This is a genomic window from Erwinia sp. Leaf53 (assembly GCF_001422605.1).
Lineage (GTDB): Bacteria > Pseudomonadota > Gammaproteobacteria > Enterobacterales > Enterobacteriaceae > Erwinia.
This window is the reverse complement of sequence record NZ_LMLK01000002.1, coordinates 155,894-173,606: the sequence shown is the minus strand read 5'-3', so window position 1 is coordinate 173,606 and position 17,713 is coordinate 155,894. Positions and strand designations below refer to the sequence as shown.

Here is a 17,713-nt window from a genome sequence, read left to right as displayed (position 1 = left end):
CGGGAGGGTTAAGACTTGCTGAACAGCGCGGCGAAACGTTGCAGTACCGAGCCGCGGTCAGCGCTGCCGCCGGCCTGCGCCGGCAGAATGTTCAGGTCGCTAATCAGCGGACGCTGCGCACCGACGTCGGTGCGTGCCGGCATCAGCCAGGCATCAGCCACGGCTTTTTGCCCCTCTTCAGAGAGCACATAGTCGATAAAGGCCTGCGCATCGGCGGCGTGCTGGCTGCTTTTCAGGATCATCATCGGGCGCGGCGCGACCACGGTGCCGCTGGCCGGGAAGATCACCTTCACCGCTTCACCCTGCTGAATGCTGGCGTAGGTAACGTAATCCACCGCGCCAAACACCGCGGCTTTGGCCCCCTGCAGCACCGGGGTCAGCGCCTGGGCGTTTGGCCCGGCGATCGCCATGCCGTTATCCTTCAGTTTGCCGAACAGCTGCCAGGCGCGATCGCCCATGCTGTTCTGCAGGCCGATCAGCAGGTCAAGCGAGGCCCCGGACAACGACGGATCGGGCGTGGTGACGCGATCTTTAAAGGCGTCGGTGGTCAGATCGGCCCACTCTTTCGGCTCCGGGGTGCCGCTTTTAGTGTTCCAGACGATGCCCAGCGCGGAGATCCCTTGGGCAACGTAGTGGTCGGTTTTGAATTCCGCCGGCACCTTCGCCGCGTTGTTACTCTGGTACGGCAGCAGCCAGCCGCGCTGCTGCAGCTCTTCTGCCGTATCCCATGAGGCGGAGATCAGCACGTCGGCCTGCGGATTGGCCTGCTCGGCCTCCAGCCGCGCCATCACCTTGCCGGTGGTGGCCTGGAAGATATTGACCTTAACGCCGGTCTGTTTTTCATAGCCTGTGGCCAGGCTTTTGGCCAGCGAGCCCGGGCCGGCGGTATAGACGGTCAGGGCACTGGCATCGGTGATCATCATGCCGGAAGTGAACAGCATCGCGAATACGGCTCCTGTCTTAATCGGATTAAACAATTTCATACGGGTTCCCCGGAGAGTGGTGTAACGGTTTGAATGGCAGAAACGGTACCGACGGAGAGCCAGACGATGCGGTCCGCCAGGATTTCGGCCTCATGGCGATCGTGAGTGACATACACGGCAGTGGTGCCGAGCTGACGCAGCAGGTTGGCCATCTCCACGCACAGCGACTCGCGCAGGTCGCGGTCGAGGTTGGAAAGCGGTTCATCAAACAGCAGGATTTTCGGCTCGGCGATAATCGCCCGCGCCAGCGCCACGCGCTGCTGCTGGCCGCCGGAGAGATCGGACGGCCGGCGGCCAGCGAAGTCAGCGAGGCCAACGCGGTCCAGCGCGGTGATGACACGCTGCTGGCGTTCCTGCGTCGGCACGCGGCGCATCAGCAGCGGAAAGGCCACGTTCTGCGCCACGCTCATATGCGGCCACAGCGCGTAGTCCTGGAACACCATGCCGAGGTCACGCTGTTCTGGCGGGGTGCTGAACTGGTCGCTGGCAATCAGCCGATCGCCGAAGTGCAGCGTGCCCTGCTGCGGCTGCAGCAGGCCGGCCAGCAGCTTCAGCAGCGTGCTTTTGCCGCAGCCGGAGGGGCCGAGCAGCGCGACGATGCTGCCGGGTTCAACCCTGAGATCGATGTGATTCAGTACCTGATGGCTGCCAAAGGCATAGCTGATGCCGTTGAAAACCACGGAGACAGGGGAGCGCGTCACAGGATCACCTCGCGAACGTGCGGGTGTAGCCGTGCTGCCGACGGCAGCGGCCGTCGGTTCGCGCTCAGCTGAAGGAAATTCAGTGAGCCAGACATATTGTTTATCCTCTTTGGGACTTGAGCGGCCGAGTATAGGGGGGCTTTATGGCGACTTTATGACGGTTGTGTGGCGCTATGCGGCTGAAACGAAACGTTGCGATTAAAAGACGGGCAGCACGAAATGCCTGCGGTATATTGGTAATTCGTCCATTTTTTGCCTTGCGAGCCGTAATTTTCATGTCTGACCAGCCCGCCGCCGATGCGGCACTCAGTGGCCTGCGCCTGAACCTGCGTATTCTCTCCGTCGTGATGTTTAACTTCGCCAGCTATCTGACCATTGGCCTGCCGCTGGCGGTGCTGCCCGGCTACGTGCATGACGTAATGGGCTACAGCGCCTTCTGGGCCGGGCTGGTGATCAGCCTGCAGTACTTTTCCACCCTGCTCAGCCGTCCGCACGCCGGGCGCTATGCCGATCTGTGGGGGCCGAAAAAGGTGGTGGTGGCCGGGCTGGCCGGTACGCTGATCTGCGGCCTGTGCTATGCGCTGGCCGCGTTCAGCAGCGCGGTGCCGCTGCTCAGCCTGCTGCTGCTGTGCCTCGGGCGGCTGGTGCTGGGCGTCGGGCAGAGTTTTGCCGGCACCGGTGCCAGCCTGTGGGGCGTGGGGGTGGTCGGCTCCGCGCATATTGGCCGGGTGATTTCATGGAACGGCATCTGCACCTACGGGGCGATGGCGATCGGCGCACCGCTCGGCGTGGTGATTTACCAGCGGGGCGGGCTGCTGTTGCTGGCGGCGGCGATCTGCCTGATTTCCCTGACGGCAATGCTGCTGGCGCTGCCGAGGCCGCAGGTGAAGAGCAGTAAGGGCAAGCCGCTGCCGTTCCGTGCGGTCTTAGGCAGGGTGTGGGGCTACGGCGTGCTGCTGGCGATGGGGTCGGTAGGCTTTGGGGTGATTGCCACCTTTATCACCCTGTTTTACCAGGCGCGGGGCTGGGACGGGGCGGCTTTTGCGCTGACGCTGTTCAGCGTAGCCTTTGTCGGCACCCGTCTGCTGTTTCCGAATGCGATTACGCGGTTTGGCGGGCTGAAGGTGGCGCTGGTCTGTTTTGCGGTGGAGGCGGCGGGGCTGTTTCTGGTGTGGGGGGCAGAGGCAGCGTGGCTGGTGCGCGTCGGTGCGTTGCTGACCGGGGCCGGGTTCTCGCTGGTGTTTCCGGCAATTGGCGTGGTGGCGGTGAGCCGGGTGCCGCCACAGAATCAGGGCAGTGCGCTGGCGACCTATACCACTTTTATGGATCTGGCATTGGGGCTGACCGGGCCGCTGGCGGGGCTGATTATTGCGCATTATGGCGTGCCGGTGATCTATTTGCTGAGCGGGATGCTGGTGTGTGTGGCGATGGTGGGGGCGCTGTGGCTGGGGCGTCGGGCGGTGGGGGAAAAATAGCGGCTCCCGGTGAGGGGAGCCGTTGTCAAATGACACAGATAAGTCGGTGATCACATCAGATTTGCTGCGCGTCGGCACTGCTGCGTTGGCTACGGTGCTTTTAAACACATCGTCTGGCCGATCGAGACTGACGGGCCTGTCAGCGGGCGACCCTGCGCGGGTTACCCCGCTCCGGGCTCATCCCACTGCCCTCCCTGATAACAGGCTGTTGTTTAGCCTGTTGATGGTTGGGCTGCGGTGTCCTTCTACTCGTCGTCTGGCCGATCGAGACTGACGGGCCTTTTTACATGTAAATCTGATGCTTAAATTTTTATGCCTGCAGCAGTTCGATGCTGCGGCGGATTTCGCGTTCGATGTCGGCGGCGGTCCAGCTGTCCATTTCTGAAGCGAATGGCTCGAAGGCGTAGACGCCTTTGTAGCCAAGTTTTTCCAGGCGCTGAACCTGCCAGACGCTTTTCAGCAGTTCGCCTTCGCTGAGCATCAGGCGCTCTTCGTCGGTGAGGTCGCTGGTCGGGCGGCTGTCGGTCACGCCGGAGAGGTGCACCAGGCCAATCTGGTTGACGTCCACGCCGTCGGTGAAGTCCTGCTCTGCGCCTTCGTACAGGTGGTGGTGGAAGGTATCCAGTACGATCTTGAATGGCGCGCCAGCATTGTTAATCAGCTGCTGAGCCAGGCGTGCGGAGCGCAGCGAGCTGACCGGGAAGCCTAACGGCTCGACCAGGCCTTCGATGCCGTATTTAGCGAACAGCGGGGCCAGCTGGGCGATAGCGGCCTGGGTGGTTTCCGCCGGGATCGGGGTGCCGTCGTTCAGCGGGCAGAGCACCAGCGCTTTGGCACCGATGCCGTGCGCGTCTTTCAGCAGGCCTTCGGCGCGTGCCAGCAGGTCGTCGCTTACCTGGTTAAACGGGTAGACGGCGTTAATGGTCACGATCTCCAGGCCGTACTGTTCGGCCAGGGCGCGCACCTGCTGATGGCTCAGATCGTCGGTGACGCTGCCGCCCTTCATGTCATTGCGCAGTTCCACTTTATGCAGGCCGAGTCTGTTCACCAGCCGGAAGAATTCTTCAATGCTGAGGGCCGGGGCGATCTTACGGTTAACGCAGAAACGGGTTGGATCGATAGCCATGTTCTGGCTCCTGTTCAGTAGGGGATAAAAAAATGAAATGGTCGCATCGCCTGCTCTGTTGTGCTGCCGTAAGCCGGTCGATGGTGAAACTGAGTGATAAGAAAACATTTATTTCATGTTTAGTGAATAATGAAATTTAAATTTTTAGATCCGTCTCGCAAAATTTCATTGGTGACACGATTAACCTGCCTGCTGTGGATGAAAAGGTGTGCGGATTAACGGGGTAAATCGGCCCGGTTAGCGGTGGCCTTTGTAAACCACGGCTCCGCTGACCGTCTGCGCTGGCGGCGTTTTGAGTGGCGCGTGGCAGCGTGAAGCAGAACGGCGCGGTGCGAGAGGAAAAAATGCGATCTGTGCCGCTAAAAACGAATTTTCTAAAGTGATTTATTTGAAAAATTTATTCCAATATTATACTGTCTCAGCACGCACCATTAAGCATTGCCCGGCCAGGTAGCGTTGCGAACCACACTGCCTGACCGGGACATATCACACCAAAGAGGCCAGAACATGACTATCGTAGGAAACTTTATTGGCGGCAAAACCACCCTGAGCGCCAGCAATGAAACCATTCCGGTTTACGATCCGGCAACCGGCAAGGTGGTCCGCGAACTGACGCAGAGCACCAGTGATGAAGTGGCTAACGCCATTGCCGTCGCGCATAACGCCTTCGATAGCTGGTCCCGCACCTCGCCACTGCGCCGCGCCCGTATTCTGTTCAACTTCAAAGCCCTGATGGAAGAGCACCGCGACGAGCTGGCCGCGCTGATCGTCAGCGAGCACGGTAAAGTGTGGTCAGATGCGCTGGGTGAACTGACCCGTGGTCTGGAAGTGGTGGAGTTTGCCTGTGGTATCCCGCACCTGATCAAAGGTGAGAACTCTGCCGACGTCGGCACCGGCGTGGACAGCTACTCGCTGATGCAGCCGCTGGGCGTGGTGGCCGGTATTACCCCGTTCAACTTCCCGGCGATGGTCCCGCTGTGGATGTTCCCGATTGCGCTGGCCTGCGGTAACACCTTCGTACTGAAGCCACCGGCCCTCGATCCGTCCGTCTCCGTGCGTATGGCCGAGCTGCTGACCGAAGCCGGCCTGCCGGACGGCGTGTTTAACGTCATCCACAGCTCCAACGAAAACGCCGAGCAGCTGTATAAAGATGCGCGCGTGCAGGCGGTGAGCTTCGTCGGTTCTTCCGGCGTGGCCGAGCATATCTATACCACCGCCAGCGCCCACGGTAAGCGTGTACAGGCCTTCGGCGCGGCGAAAAACCACGCCATCGTCATGCCGGATGCCGACCTTGATGCCACCGTTAACGCCATTATGGGCGGCGCGTTCGGCTCAGCCGGTGAGCGCTGCATGGCGCTGCCGGTCGTTGTCGCCGTGGGCGACGATACTGCAGACAAGCTGATCGCCGCGCTGACGCCGCTGGTGAAAGCCCTGCGCGTCGGTCCTGGCATCCACAAAGGCAAAGACGAGAACGAGATGGGGCCGGTGATCTCTGCCGCGCACCAGAAGAAAGTGCTGGGCTACATCGACAAAGGCGAAGCCGAAGGCGCGAAACTGGTGGTTGACGGCCGTGGTATCAAGGTTGACGGCAACCCGGACGGTTACTACGTTGGCGGCACCCTGTTCGATAACGTCACTACCGACATGGTGATCTGGCGTGAAGAGATCTTCGGGCCGGTGCTGAGCATCGTGCGTGCGCCGGACTACAAAACCGCGCTGGATCTGGTGAACAGCCACGAGTTCGGCAACGGCAGCGCTATCTTCACCAGCAACGGTGCCACCGGCCGTGACTTCGTTCGCGAAGTGCAGGCGGGCATGGTCGGCGTTAACGTACCTGTGCCGGTGCCGATGGCCTTCCACAGCTTCGGCGGCTGGAAACGTTCGGTGTTTGGTGCGCTGAACGTGCACGGTCCGGACGGCGTGCGTTTCTACACCCGTATGAAGACCGCCACCGTGCGCTGGCCGACCGGTCAGAAAACCGTGTCTGAGTTCAGCATGCCAACGCTGGGCTAATCAGCCGGCTGACGGATCCCCTTCCGCCCGCGACAGCCGTCGCGGGCGGAAGCGTAACGACTAATCGCTTTTGTCAGTGCCGTTGCAGCGCCAGTACAGCGGCAGAGACACAGGTGATTTAAGGAGATAACGATGTCTTGCTTGTCCAAAGTTAAGCAGCCCGATGCCCAGGGGCGTATTCAGCACGTTACCCCGGAGAGCGCGGGCTGGGGCTATGTAGGTTTCGACGCTTACCTGCTGAAAAAAGGTCAGACCCTGTCACTCGACAGCGGCAGCAAGGAGCTGTGCCTGGTGCTGGTGGCCGGCCTTGCCTCGGTAAAAACCTCGAAGGCCGACTTCCCGAATATCGGCAAGCGTATGTCGCCGTTTGAGCGCACCCCGCCGTATTCCGTCTATGTGCCGGATAACGATCGGGTTGACGTGGTGGCAGAGTCTGACCTTGAGCTGGCAGTGTGCAGCGCACCGGGCAAAGGCAGCCTGCCTGCCCGGCTGATCGCACCGGAAGATGTCGGCGTCGAGCAGCGCGGCAAGGGTAATAACAAGCGTCTGGTGCACAATATCCTGCCTGACGATAAGCCAGCCGACAGCCTGCTGGTGGTGGAAGTGTACACCGACGAAGGGAATACCAGCTCCTACCCGAGCCACAAGCACGATCAGGAAAATTCAGAACACGAAACCTACCTGGAAGAGACGTACTACCATCGTTTCAACCCGGAACGCGGTTTCGCCATGCAGCGCGTCTACACCGACGACCGCTCGCTGGATGAGTGCATGGCGGCCTATAACCGCGATGTGGTTACCGTACCGCGCGGCTACCATCCGGTAGCGACCATCGCCGGATACGATAACTACTATCTGAACGTGATGGCCGGGCCGGTGCGCCTGTGGAAATTTACCTGGGAGGAAGATCACGCCTGGGTGAACAGCGCGGAGTATCCGCGCGCAGAGTAAGTCGTACGTTGTCAGTGATGTGAGTAGTAACGCCAGGGCGGCGTGCGGCAGGACGACTGCCGCACCGGCAGAGGCGCAAGGTTGATGTTGAAAACGAGCTAATAAAACGGGCGGCTTCTACGGGCTGCCCGTTTTTTTTCTACTTCGCGTTGTTCAGCGCCAGCGACACCGCCAGCGTCTGTGCCAGGCACAGCGAGGCGACCTGCGAACGGAAGCCGTCGACCTGCGCTTCGCGTACCACAAAGCAGACGTCGCTGAAGGCGGCCAGCGGGCTGACCTGGCTGTCGGTAATGGCGATCTGATGCGCACCGCGCTTGGCACCCAGCTCAACCAGCTCTACCGCCTCGCGGGCGTACGGCGAATAGCTGATGGCAATCACCACGTCTTTCGGGCTGACCATGCTCAGCTGCTCGGCAAACATCCCGCCCAGCCCGTCGATCAGGAACGCGCGGCGCTCCAGGTGGCGCAGGGCATAGGTGAGGTAGGAGGCAACGCTGAACGAGCGGCGCAGGCCGATGATGTAGATATTATCCGCCTCATCGAGCATTTTTACCGCTTTTTCCAGCTGCTCCGGATTGACCTGCATCGCCAGCTGCTGCAGCGCCTGCGAGTTCACCATGGTAAACACGTTAAGGATCTCCGCCGGGCTTTCCGGTGCGGCCGGCGTTTCGTCGCTGGCGGTCTGGCGGAACAGGCGGGCACGTTCGGTGTAGTTAACCGTCTCTTCCATCAGGTGCTGGCGAAACACCTGCTTCATTTCATTAAAGCCGCTGAAGCCAAAGGCGTTCGAGAAACGGATCAGCGTTGATGGCGGTACGTCGGCCTGCTGGGCGATGGAGGCGACGGTATCAAAGGCGATGCTGTTGCTGTTGTCGAGAATGTAGCGAGCTACCTGCTTCAGGCGTTTGCTGAGGGTGTCGTAACGGCGACGAATGTCGTCCTGTAACAGGGAAAGTTGCGTCGGGTTGTTGCTCATTCACGTCTCGCTGATGGGTTAACATTTCATTTGTTCGCTATTTTACCAGATGAACAAAAAATTTCACTTGCTGAGGAATTAACCGCCTTTTATTTCATCAGGATGGGAATTGGTTCACAAAAATGCAACTTTTGCCTTGTTCGTGCAGCAGCCTGCGGCGATCTGTTTCAAAATGGCTGCACTCGGGTGCATTTCGTACGGACTACAGATTGGTGATAATCAGCGTGGCTGAACCGGTAAACGGCCCGGTCGCGGGCGTTTTACCGCTGCCTACCACGGCAAAGGTCACGCTGTCGCTGCCCTGGCCGTTGACCAGCCGGGTTTTAAAGCCGTCATTTGGCGTTACGGTCAGATTCTGATACTGCATCACCACGCCAATATCGGGATTAGAGGTTTTAATCGCGTCACTGAAGCCCGCGGGCTCAGCAGCAAGGCTGACTTTGATATCCTGGGTGAGCGTGGTATTGCATTTGTAGGTTAACGCACGCTCCGCCCGATACACTGAGCCGGCGGCAGACGTGCTGACCAGACTGCTGTCGATGTTACCAAAAGGAACCAGAATGGTTTGGCCGCCGTTAATACGGCACTCGACCGGTACGGGGATCACGGTCTGCTGAGTGACTAAGCGATAGATGGGGATGGTTGCCGGGCTGCCCTTATACACATAGCGGTACAGGTTGGCCAGTTCAATGCCGCCGGGAAAGAACAGCGCACCGCCTAATATGGTTCTGCGCAGGCGAAAGTTGACGGTGCCGGCATTACCAACAAGTGCTCTGCCTAAAGCGGTGACCCCGTTCGCGCCAGGACCTGCCTTTGCTGAAGAATCGTAGATATCCGTGAAGGGAGACGAGATGTTTTTCGTGTTGTACAGATCGATTTTTATATTGTAATCAATATCCTCATTTAATCTGTAATATTCTGATGAAAGGTTGGACGGGGGGCTGGATACCTCTGATTTAAAATAATGAGCCCCATTTTCTCCGTGCTCGGAGTAACACCAGCCTGGATAGTTTTCTGGAATAGTATGAAAAGCCACGCTGCCGGTGCTGCCTGGCTGATTTGACGTAAACGATGCGGTGCCTAACGTAATGCTTAAAATATTCATTGGATCGGCCCAGCACCCGCCATCCGGCATACCGGGAGGTCTGGCCGGAACGGCTTCTGCTGCGTTGGCTGATAGCGCCATTACGATAACGGCCGCCATATATTGAGCAGATATTAACTTTCGTGACTGAGCAATAATCACGGTTATTCCTTCTTTATCATTGATGATTCCGTTGCCGTAATGATTTACTGAAAAGCGACCATCAGCGTGGCTGACGCCTGAAAGCTGCCGGTTTTCGCTTCGCTGTCGGGGGCGAAAATGGGAGCCGCGGTCAGCACCATGCTGTTGGCCGGTTTTGGCAGTGAAAACCACTGATTAAGCCGGAGGGCGCTACCCTCTTTATAAAGACGGATCCCCAGCCCGTCGAGACTGGTGGCCAGCACGTCGTTAGCAAAACCCTCTTCACCAAAAACCCGCATACTCAGCGCCTTATCGCCGGCGTTGCCACTGCACGTCAGCCGGTAGTCCACGTTCTTTATCGCCTTGCCATTGGCCGCTGTGGTAAACGTATTATTGAATTCCACCTCAATCACCTTGCCGTGATTAAACTGACAGACAGGCGGGCTGATGACCGTGCCGCTGAATTCGACCTGTGTGGCTCCCTGCTCAGCGGCGGCACAGGCCAGGCTGACCCCTGCGGCCAGCAGGGGGAGTAATATCCGTAAATACATGGTGGCTCCTGGGTAAAATCTGCATTAGCGCGTGCTGAACATGCCGCGCCGGGCGGCGCATCGGTGCCAGCCTGTGACCGTACGGCATCAGCCTTTCTGTACCCGGTTGCTAATCACACTGCAGCGCCGTGCTTCACAGCGGAAGGCGATCTCCGGGCGGCCGCCATAGTCGTTCAGATAGGTCAGCACCGGTGTGTTGCCATAGTCAGCGGCTTTGCCGGGCAAGGTTTCGCTGGCGGCGGGAGCCAGCATCAGCGGCGTAAAGCCAGGCACTGCCTGCCCCTGTGCGCGGCTCTGCGCCTCGACCAGCGTAATATAGTAGGGGCTGGGATTGCGGATCTGCAGGCGGTCACCCTGCTGCTCCAGCACCAGCTGCGTATGCCACGGCGTGGCCAGTTCACCCGGCGGTGCTTTCAGCGCTGCCGGGCGGTAAAACACCTTAATGCGGTTTTGCAGTGCAATATTCAGCGTATTGGGTGACGAATGACGGGGTGGGATTTCGCGCAGGTTGAGCCAGAACAGCGTTTCCCGATCCTGGCGCAGCAGGCTGGCGGCCGGCAGCCCCCGAATTTTTATCTGGCTTTGCGCCCCGGGTTCAATGCGCTGTATTGGCGGCAGCAGCAACAGTGGCCCGTGGATTTTCTTTCCCTGTTCATTCTCAATCCATCCCTGGGCCAGATAAGGAGCATGTTGATTCTGATTATTCACCAGCAGGCTGGCGGAAGATTTTTCGCCATTAAAAATGACCCGACTTTGCTGCAGCGCGATGGCCGCCTCAGCGGGGCAGGTGATAACAATCAGCGCTAAGAGTAAAGCCGCTGCTGGCGCATTATTATGGCGCGGCCTGATATGCATAAAAAAGACCTTTTAATTTATTATTCAGCAGCAGGCTGCGACTGTCTGATTTTTCGGTTCTGTTACGGGTGGAAAAATAAATATATCAGGGGGAGGGATTATAATGTCGATTTGCGTCTGCTGAAACCGGCTTGCGTTAATATTATCTTCTTCGATATTTTTTTTGTATTTCCGGATTCTCGTTGATTTTTTAAGGATAAATATATCGCGAATTTTATGAATCTGGTTTGAGATGTTGTAGGCAGGATAAAAAAAACAGAGACAGGCCAGGGCCTGTCTCTGTGATGTTCACAGCAGGTGACGAGTGTGAATTACTTCAGCGGACGCGCCTCGCGCCAGTAGCCAATCAGCGTCAGGTAGTTGCTTTTCACGGCGGCGATAAGCGCGGCGTCGTCAATTTCACCGTGCAGCCACTGGCGTGACGGCTGGCCGAAGATGGTGCGGCCGACCGCGAAGCCTTTCACCCATTTGGCATCGGCTGCGTTGGCAAAACCGGCTTTCAGCTGCGCTTCCGGTGCGTCCAGGCCCAGCAGCAGGACGCCACGGCAGTGCGGATCGTTGTTCTCGATCAGGTCGCTGATGCCCGCCCAGCTGGCCGGTGTCAGCGGTGGCAGCTTCCACCAGTCAGGCTTGATGCCCATACCGTAGAAGTGCTCAACGATAGTCAGATAGTGCTGCTCAGATTTATCGGCGTTGCTCTCCGGCAGGATCACTTCCAGCAGCAGCTCATGGCCGGACTTGTTGCAGCCGTTCCAGACGTCCAGCACCAGATCGTCCTGCTCTTTGCGCAGTTCGGCACTGTCCTGCGGGTGGTAGAACACCAGGCATTTCACCACGTGTTCCTGCGGCCAGTTAACCAGCTGGGAGCCGATGTTACCGTGCTCCAGACGCAGCGGACGCGAGCTTGGCAGCTCGATCGGGCGGCCAATCCACCAGTTTTTACCGGTAATAGCGTTCAGCGCCGGCTGGCCGTAGGTGGTATCCGCCAGAATGCCGCTGTGGCCGTTGTCCAGACCGGCCTCTTTTGCCGCTTCCTGTGCGCCCTGCAGCAGCAGGGTTTTCAGTTCCGGAATGCGCGAATCATCGAGGCCGACTTCTTTCGCCATATCGGCCAGCTGTTTGCGGTGGTCGAAGGCGAAGATGCACAGATCGTCCCATGCCGCATGTTTGCGGGTGGTGACCCGGTGCAGATGGTTGAGACGCTTATCAAGATCCGGGCGCTTCACCGCTTCATGGCGGCTGAGGAAGTCGTCCAGCTCCTCTTTGGTTGGCATCGCCGGGGCGCAGCCGTGGCGGGAAACCACCAGCGCGCCGCAGGCGTTGGCGTAGCGGCAGGCCTGCTCCCAGCTTTCGTCGTTCAGCCAGCCGCGCAGCAGGCCGGACATAAAGGCGTCGCCCGCACCGAGCACGTTAAGCACGTCCACGCGCACGCCGGTCTGCAGCTCGGTCTCTTCCCAGCTGTTCGGGATCTCACCCTCGAACACCACGCAGCCCAGCGGACCGCGTTTGCACACCAGCGTGGCTTTGGTGGTTTTACGCACGTTTTTCAGCGCGGTGAGGCTGTCGGTGCTGCCACCGGCAATGTGGAACTCTTCTTCCGTACCGACCACCAGGTCGAAGAAGTGCAGTACTTCCTGCAGCTGAGCGGTAACGGCGTCGGATTCAACAAAGCGGGTTTCGCCGTCGCCCAGTGAGGTCAGGCCCCACAGCACCGGACGGTAGTCGATATCCAGCGCGGTGCGCAGGCCGTGACGGCGGGCAATCTCCAGCGCTTTCAGCACCGCAGCGCGGGTGTCCGGGTGCGACAGGTGGGTGCCGGTGATCGCCAGCGCGCGTGCCGATGCAATGTACTCTTCCTGAATGTCGTCTGGCACCAGGCCCATATCGGCACATTTTTCACGGTAGAAGATCAGCGGGAAGGTCTCCTGATCCTTAATGCCGAGAATAACAAGGCCGGTCAGACGATCTTTATCGGTGATCAGGCTCTGAGTGTCGCAGCCGACGCGCTGCAGCTCTTCACGCAGGAAGCGGCCCATATGTTCGTCACCGACGCGCGCCAGCATGCCGGACTTCAGCCCCTGGATGGCGGTGCCGTAAGCGACGTTACCGGAGGAGCCGCCGAGATATTTGGCAAAGCTGGTTTCATCTTCCAGGCGCGCACCGATCTGCTGGCCATAAAGGTCGACGGCGATGCGCCCGATACAAATCACATCAAGCCGCTTCTGTTGTGTACTCATACCTGTTTTTTCCTTCTGTGATATCCCCTCAGACCTGCCGCGATGCGGATGATGTCGGGGTGAGCCGATTCTGTTGAGCGTTTACGGCTGAGCGGGGCGCTACCCGTTCACACTGTAATCTGACATAGCCGGAGTATGAGGAATAAAAATTCCAAGTTCAATATGAAATGAAATTATTGCCCCAAAAATGTGAGGTGGTTAAAACTCTTGCACCCATGGATTCACCACAGGCGCGGTTGCAGGCGTTTCAGCTGTTACAGGAGTTGTGAGCGGTATCTCAACTTTGCAATGGCAAATCAGCGAACATACTGAAATGAAATGATTTTCTCCCTGGTGGCGGTGAGTTGCTGCGGACGTTTCATTTTTCCCTCCCAGGCCCCCCTTTCCCACCCCGTTTCATCGCAGAATTTGATCTCACTCGCAAAATGAAATGTTTCTTCTGTAATCCTATTTAGTGAAAAAAATATTTGTTTATAATCCCCTCACGTTTCACTTATAGCTGTCGCCGTTGAACGCTGCGGACGACCAGAACTGCGAACCCCGGCGGACCTGATGATGTGGCCGCCGCTAAGAACAGGAAGAGCAAATGGGCAAGATCAGATTAACAACGGCACAGGCTCTGGTCAGATTTCTGGACAACCAGTATCTGTCGGTAGACGGCGTTGAAACCCGGTTTGTGAAGGGCATTTTCGCCATCTTCGGTCACGGCAACGTGCTGGGCTTAGGCCAGGCGCTGGAGCAGGACAGCGGCGACCTGGTGGTGTATCAGGGCCGTAACGAGCAGGGCATGGCCCACGCTGCTATTGGTTACGCCAAGCAGAAGCTGCGCCGTGAAATCATTGCCTGTACCTCTTCCGTTGGCCCGGGTGCCGCAAACATGATCACCGCGGCGGCTACCGCTACCGCTAACCGCATTCCTTTATTACTGCTGCCGGGCGACGTATTCGCCACCCGCCAGCCGGACCCGGTGCTGCAGCAGATTGAGCAGAGCCACGATCTGAGCATCAGCACCAACGATGCCTTCCGCGCCGTCAGCAAATACTGGGACCGCGTCAGCCGCCCGGAACAGCTGATGACCGCCTGTATCAGCGCCATGCGCGTACTGACCGATCCGGCTGAAACCGGCGCGGTCACGATTTCACTGCCGCAGGATGTGCAGGGTGAAGCCTGGGACTTCCCGGACTACTTCTTCCAGAAGCGCGTGCACCGTCTTGAGCGCCGCCTGCCGACCGAAGGCCAGCTGGCCGATGCGCTGAAGCTGATCGCCGGTAAAAAACGCCCGATGATCATCTGCGGCGGCGGGGTGAAGTACTCCGGCGCAGGCGCGGCGCTGCAGGCGTTTGCCGAGCGTTATAACATCCCGTTTGCCGAAACCCAGGCCGGTAAAGGCACCCTCGTTTCCGATCACCCGCTGAACGTCGGCGGCGTGGGCGAGACCGGTTGTCTGGCGGCTAACCTGCTGGCAAAAGAGGCGGACCTGGTGATCGGTATCGGCACCCGTTACACCGACTTCACCACCGCGTCCAAGTGGATCTTCCAGCATCCGGACGTCAGCTTTGTGAACGTCAACGTCAGCAACTTTGACGCCTACAAGCTTGATGCAGTGCAGGTGGTGGCGGATGCCCAGGAAGCGCTGAACGCGCTGACCCTGCGCCTTGCGGACACCGGCTTTAAAAGCGGCTGGGGCGAGCAGATCGGCCAGGCACAGAGCAAGCTGCTGAAAGAGACCCAGCGCGTCTACTCGGCGGTCTACAGCGAACAGGACTTTGTGCCGGAAATTGCCGACCACATCGACCGTGAAGCGCTGTTTGCCGAGTTTAACCGCCTGACCGGTTCGTTCCTGACTCAGAGCAGCGTTCTGGGCACGCTTAACGAGCACCTCCCAAAGGACGCGGTGATCGTGGCGGCGGCGGGCAGCCTGCCGGGCGACCTGCAGCGCATGTGGCGCACCAAAGATTACAACAGCTATCACGTCGAGTATGGCTACTCCTGCATGGGTTACGAGGTCAACGCTTCGCTCGGCGTTAAGCTGGCCGAACCGCACCGTGAGGTCTACACCTTTGTCGGCGACGGCTCGTTCCAGATGCTGCACTCCGAGCTGGTCACCTCCATCCAGGAAGGAGCCAAGATCAACGTGGTGCTGCTGGATAACATGACTAACGGCTGCATCAACAACCTGCAGATGGAACACGGTATGGACAGCTTCACCACCGAGTTCCGCTTCCGTGATGCGGAAACCGGCAAGCTGAACGGTGGTTTCGTGCCGATCGACTTCGCGGCGATTGCGGCGGGCTACGGCTGTAAAACCTACAAAATTACCACTTTGGCAGAGCTGCAGGCGGCGCTGATCGACGCGCAGAAGCAGACGGTGTCGGTGCTGTTTGACATCAAAGTGCTGCCAAAAACCATGATTCATAAGTACTTCAGCTGGTGGCACGTTGGCGGTGCCCGGGTTTCCACCTCAGAGCGCGTAGACGCCGTGGCCCGTAAGCTGGATGAACATATTGAACAGGCACGTAAGTATTAAGACTGAATAGTTTCATCGTTTTATTTTGCTGTCCTTTTTATCTCTAGCCGGGTGCCGGCGGCGTGTAACCGCCGGCCCTGCTTCCCCCTACAATCAAAGGAAATATTATGACGCTTAAACTCGGTGTTATCGGTACCGGCGCTATCGGCCAGGAACACATCCGTCGCTGCAGTAAGGTCCTCCAGGGCGCGCAGGTCGTGGCCGTTTCAGACATCAACGTAGACGGTGCCAAAGCGGCGCTGGCGCGTATCGGCATTGAAGCAGAGGTGTTTGCCAACGGCCACGACGTGGTCAACTCGCCGAACGTTGACGCGCTGCTGGTCACTTCCTGGGATCCCACCCACGAAGAATTTACCCTGTCAGCCATCGCGGCCGGCAAGCCGGTGTTCTGCGAAAAGCCGCTGGCGATGTCTGCCGAAGGCTGCCGCCGGGTGGTTGACGCCGAGATTAAGTTTGGTAAGCGTCTGGTGCAGGTGGGCTTTATGCGCCCCTACGATTCAGGCTACCGTGCGCTGAAGCAGGTGATCACCAGCGGTGAGATCGGCGAGCCGCTGATGCTGCACTGCGCGCACCGTAACCCGACCGTGCCGGAAAACTACACCACCGATATGGCGATCACCAACACGCTGATCCACGAGCTGGACGTGCTGCGCTGGCTGACCGAAGACGATTACAAATCGGTGCAGGTGGTGTTCCCACGCTCCACTTCGAAAACCCACGCCAGACTGCGCGATCCGCAGGTGGTGCTGTTTGAAACCCGTAAGGGCATCCGCATTGACGTCGAAATCTTCGTCAACTGTGCCTACGGTTATGACATCCAGTGTGAAGTGGTCGGTGAAGAGGGGATTGCTAAGCTACCCGAGCCGTCTGCCGTGCAGATGCGTAAAGACGCCAAACTGTCGACCGCGATCCTCACCGACTGGAAGGATCGCTTTATCGATGCTTATGACGTTGAGTTACAAGCCTTTATCAATGATGCCACCGCTGGCAAGCTGACCGGGCCATCCGCCTGGGACGGCTATGCTGCTTCTGTCGCTGCCGACGCCTGCCTGAAAGCGCAGGAAAGCGGTGCGATTGAGCCGGTGGAACTGCCGCAGCGCCCGGCGTTTTATAACTAAGCCCGGGTGCGCACTTCCCCCGCCTGTGGCGGGGGGATCACCGTAAAACAGCGTACTGATTTATTCCGGAGATTCTGATGAAAATTGCCTTTGATGTGGATGTCATTCGAGATTTAGGCATCACTAAAATGGTTCACCAGGTGGCTGACTGGGGCTACAAGTATATTGAGCAGTCCCCGCATCCGCAGATCAACCCGTTCTATAAGCATCCTAAAGCCAGCCGCGAAATCATTACCGAGTACAAAAACGCGCTGCGCGAGACCGGGCTGGAAATCTCCTCGTATATCGTGGTGTATCGCTGGTCCGGTCCGGACGAAGCGCGCCGTCAGGCTGCCGTACGTAACTGGAAACGGATGATCGAAATCGCGGTGGAAACCGGCGTACAGGTTATCAATACCGAACTTTCCGGGAACCCGAATGAGCCGGAGATCTGTGAAGAGATGTTCTACCGTTCAATGGAAGAGCTGCTGCCGATCGTTGAACGTGAAGGCATCCGCATCGAAATCCAGTCCCACCCGTGGGATTTCTGCGAAAACAGCAATGAAACGGCCGATATCGTGAAGTCGTTCCGCAGTGATAACGTGAAGTACCTGTACAGCGCACCGCACACCTTCTTCTATGACAAAGGCAAGGGCGATGTGCAGCCGATGCTGGAGTATGCCGGTGCTGACCTGTCCCACGTGCTGATCGCGGACACCATGAACCACACCAAGCACTGCCGCTACATCGTGAACCCACCAGGAGTGGATGCCACGATTCACCAGCACGTGGCCGTGGGTAAAGGTGAGGTCGACTTCCCGACGCTGTTTAAGACCCTGCGTGAAATGAAGTTCGCTGAGCAGACCTTTAAGGTCGGTGGCGAACCGATTATTGCCGCTGCGCTGTTCGGTTACCCGGAAGAAATGCATGTTGAAGCAGTAGCCACGCGCGAACTGATCGAGCGCGAGCTGCTGGGATAATGATGACGGGCGGCTG

The 17,713-nt window shown here is 58.5% G+C and carries 14 protein-coding genes; 6 read left to right on the top strand and 8 right to left on the bottom strand.

Annotated elements, in window-relative coordinates; all coding sequences use genetic code 11:
• Positions 1-8 precede the first annotated feature (8 nt).
• Both ASF13_RS03620 and ASF13_RS03615 read right to left on the bottom strand, forming a co-directional pair.
• Complete coding sequence (locus ASF13_RS03620; protein ID WP_056232704.1) at positions 9-983, bottom strand: ABC transporter substrate-binding protein; 975 nt, start codon at positions 981-983, stop codon at positions 9-11.
• Positions 980-1,684: an ABC transporter ATP-binding protein gene (locus ASF13_RS03615; RefSeq protein WP_056232702.1), complete on the bottom strand. Its 705-nt coding sequence runs from the start codon at positions 1,682-1,684 to the stop codon at positions 980-982. The genes ASF13_RS03620 and ASF13_RS03615 overlap by 4 nt, the downstream gene beginning before the upstream one ends.
• A 275-nt stretch (positions 1,685-1,959) precedes the next feature.
• Between ASF13_RS03615 and ASF13_RS03610 the strand changes: the two genes are divergently transcribed.
• On the top strand, positions 1,960-3,159 hold the full coding sequence (locus ASF13_RS03610; RefSeq protein WP_056232700.1) for an MFS transporter: 1,200 nt from the start codon (positions 1,960-1,962) through the stop codon (positions 3,157-3,159).
• A gap of 310 nt (positions 3,160-3,469) precedes the next feature.
• Here ASF13_RS03610 and ASF13_RS03605 read toward each other — a convergent pair whose 3' ends face one another.
• The gene (locus tag ASF13_RS03605) at positions 3,470-4,285 is read right to left on the bottom strand and encodes a TIM barrel protein (RefSeq protein ID WP_056232698.1); all 816 of its coding nucleotides are present in this window, start codon (positions 4,283-4,285) and stop codon (positions 3,470-3,472) included.
• A gap of 507 nt (positions 4,286-4,792) precedes the next feature.
• On the opposite strand from ASF13_RS03605, the gene ASF13_RS03600 reads away from it, so the two are divergent.
• Together ASF13_RS03600 and iolB are read left to right on the top strand one after the other, a co-directional pair.
• Positions 4,793-6,298, top strand: coding sequence for a CoA-acylating methylmalonate-semialdehyde dehydrogenase (locus ASF13_RS03600; RefSeq protein ID WP_056232696.1), 1,506 nt, complete (start codon positions 4,793-4,795; stop codon positions 6,296-6,298).
• Positions 6,299-6,430: 132 nt separating this feature from the next.
• A complete protein-coding gene (gene iolB, locus ASF13_RS03595; protein ID WP_056232694.1) occupies positions 6,431-7,249 on the top strand; it encodes a 5-deoxy-glucuronate isomerase in 819 nt (272 codons plus the stop codon).
• Positions 7,250-7,388: 139 nt separating this feature from the next.
• Here the strand turns inward: iolB and ASF13_RS03590 are convergent, their stop codons facing one another.
• The 5 genes from ASF13_RS03590 to iolC form a co-directional block, all read right to left on the bottom strand.
• The gene (locus ASF13_RS03590) at positions 7,389-8,225 is read right to left on the bottom strand and encodes a MurR/RpiR family transcriptional regulator (protein ID WP_056232692.1); all 837 of its coding nucleotides are present in this window, start codon (positions 8,223-8,225) and stop codon (positions 7,389-7,391) included.
• 202 nt (positions 8,226-8,427) lie between these two features.
• The gene (locus ASF13_RS03585; RefSeq protein WP_146005529.1) at positions 8,428-9,471 is read right to left on the bottom strand and encodes a fimbrial protein; all 1,044 of its coding nucleotides are present in this window, start codon (positions 9,469-9,471) and stop codon (positions 8,428-8,430) included.
• 44 nt (positions 9,472-9,515) lie between these two features.
• The gene (locus tag ASF13_RS03580; protein ID WP_056232688.1) at positions 9,516-10,001 is read right to left on the bottom strand and encodes a fimbrial protein; all 486 of its coding nucleotides are present in this window, start codon (positions 9,999-10,001) and stop codon (positions 9,516-9,518) included.
• Between the two features lie 87 nt (positions 10,002-10,088).
• Positions 10,089-10,856 (bottom strand): fimbria/pilus periplasmic chaperone, encoded by a 768-nt coding sequence (locus tag ASF13_RS03575; protein WP_056232687.1) that lies wholly within the window; start codon positions 10,854-10,856, stop codon positions 10,089-10,091.
• Positions 10,857-11,167: 311 nt separating this feature from the next.
• On the bottom strand, positions 11,168-13,093 hold the full coding sequence (gene iolC / locus ASF13_RS03570; protein ID WP_056232685.1) for a 5-dehydro-2-deoxygluconokinase: 1,926 nt from the start codon (positions 13,091-13,093) through the stop codon (positions 11,168-11,170).
• Positions 13,094-13,679: 586 nt separating this feature from the next.
• Between iolC and iolD the strand changes: the two genes are divergently transcribed.
• The 3 genes from iolD to ASF13_RS03555 all read left to right on the top strand — a co-directional run bounded on the left by iolD (position 13,680) and on the right by ASF13_RS03555 (position 17,697).
• Positions 13,680-15,620 (top strand): 3D-(3,5/4)-trihydroxycyclohexane-1,2-dione acylhydrolase (decyclizing), encoded by a 1,941-nt coding sequence (gene iolD, locus ASF13_RS03565; protein WP_056232682.1) that lies wholly within the window; start codon positions 13,680-13,682, stop codon positions 15,618-15,620.
• Positions 15,621-15,727: 107 nt separating this feature from the next.
• Entirely contained in the window at positions 15,728-16,738 is a 1,011-nt protein-coding gene (locus tag ASF13_RS03560; protein WP_056232680.1) for a Gfo/Idh/MocA family protein, read from the top strand.
• Positions 16,739-16,815: 77 nt separating this feature from the next.
• Positions 16,816-17,697, top strand: coding sequence for a sugar phosphate isomerase/epimerase family protein (locus ASF13_RS03555; RefSeq protein ID WP_056232678.1), 882 nt, complete (start codon positions 16,816-16,818; stop codon positions 17,695-17,697).
• Positions 17,698-17,713: the final 16 nt, after the last annotated feature.

Bases quoted from the DNA above. Each gene is read 5' to 3' on its own strand.
- ASF13_RS03560 (WP_056232680.1), top strand. From the start codon at position 15,728: ATGACGCTTAAACTCGGTGTTATCGGTACCGGCGCTATCGGCCAGGAA.
- ASF13_RS03605 (WP_056232698.1), bottom strand. From the start codon at position 4,285: ATGGCTATCGATCCAACCCGTTTCTGCGTTAACCGTAAGATCGCCCCG.
- ASF13_RS03590 (WP_056232692.1), bottom strand. From the start codon at position 8,225: ATGAGCAACAACCCGACGCAACTTTCCCTGTTACAGGACGACATTCGT.
- iolB (WP_056232694.1), top strand. From the start codon at position 6,431: ATGTCTTGCTTGTCCAAAGTTAAGCAGCCCGATGCCCAGGGGCGTATT.
- ASF13_RS03620 (WP_056232704.1), bottom strand. From the start codon at position 983: ATGAAATTGTTTAATCCGATTAAGACAGGAGCCGTATTCGCGATGCTG.
- ASF13_RS03555 (WP_056232678.1), top strand. From the start codon at position 16,816: ATGAAAATTGCCTTTGATGTGGATGTCATTCGAGATTTAGGCATCACT.
- iolD (WP_056232682.1), top strand. From the start codon at position 13,680: ATGGGCAAGATCAGATTAACAACGGCACAGGCTCTGGTCAGATTTCTG.
- ASF13_RS03610 (WP_056232700.1), top strand. From the start codon at position 1,960: ATGTCTGACCAGCCCGCCGCCGATGCGGCACTCAGTGGCCTGCGCCTG.
- ASF13_RS03600 (WP_056232696.1), top strand. From the start codon at position 4,793: ATGACTATCGTAGGAAACTTTATTGGCGGCAAAACCACCCTGAGCGCC.
- ASF13_RS03580 (WP_056232688.1), bottom strand. From the start codon at position 10,001: ATGTATTTACGGATATTACTCCCCCTGCTGGCCGCAGGGGTCAGCCTG.
- ASF13_RS03575 (WP_056232687.1), bottom strand. From the start codon at position 10,856: ATGCATATCAGGCCGCGCCATAATAATGCGCCAGCAGCGGCTTTACTC.
- iolC (WP_056232685.1), bottom strand. From the start codon at position 13,093: ATGAGTACACAACAGAAGCGGCTTGATGTGATTTGTATCGGGCGCATC.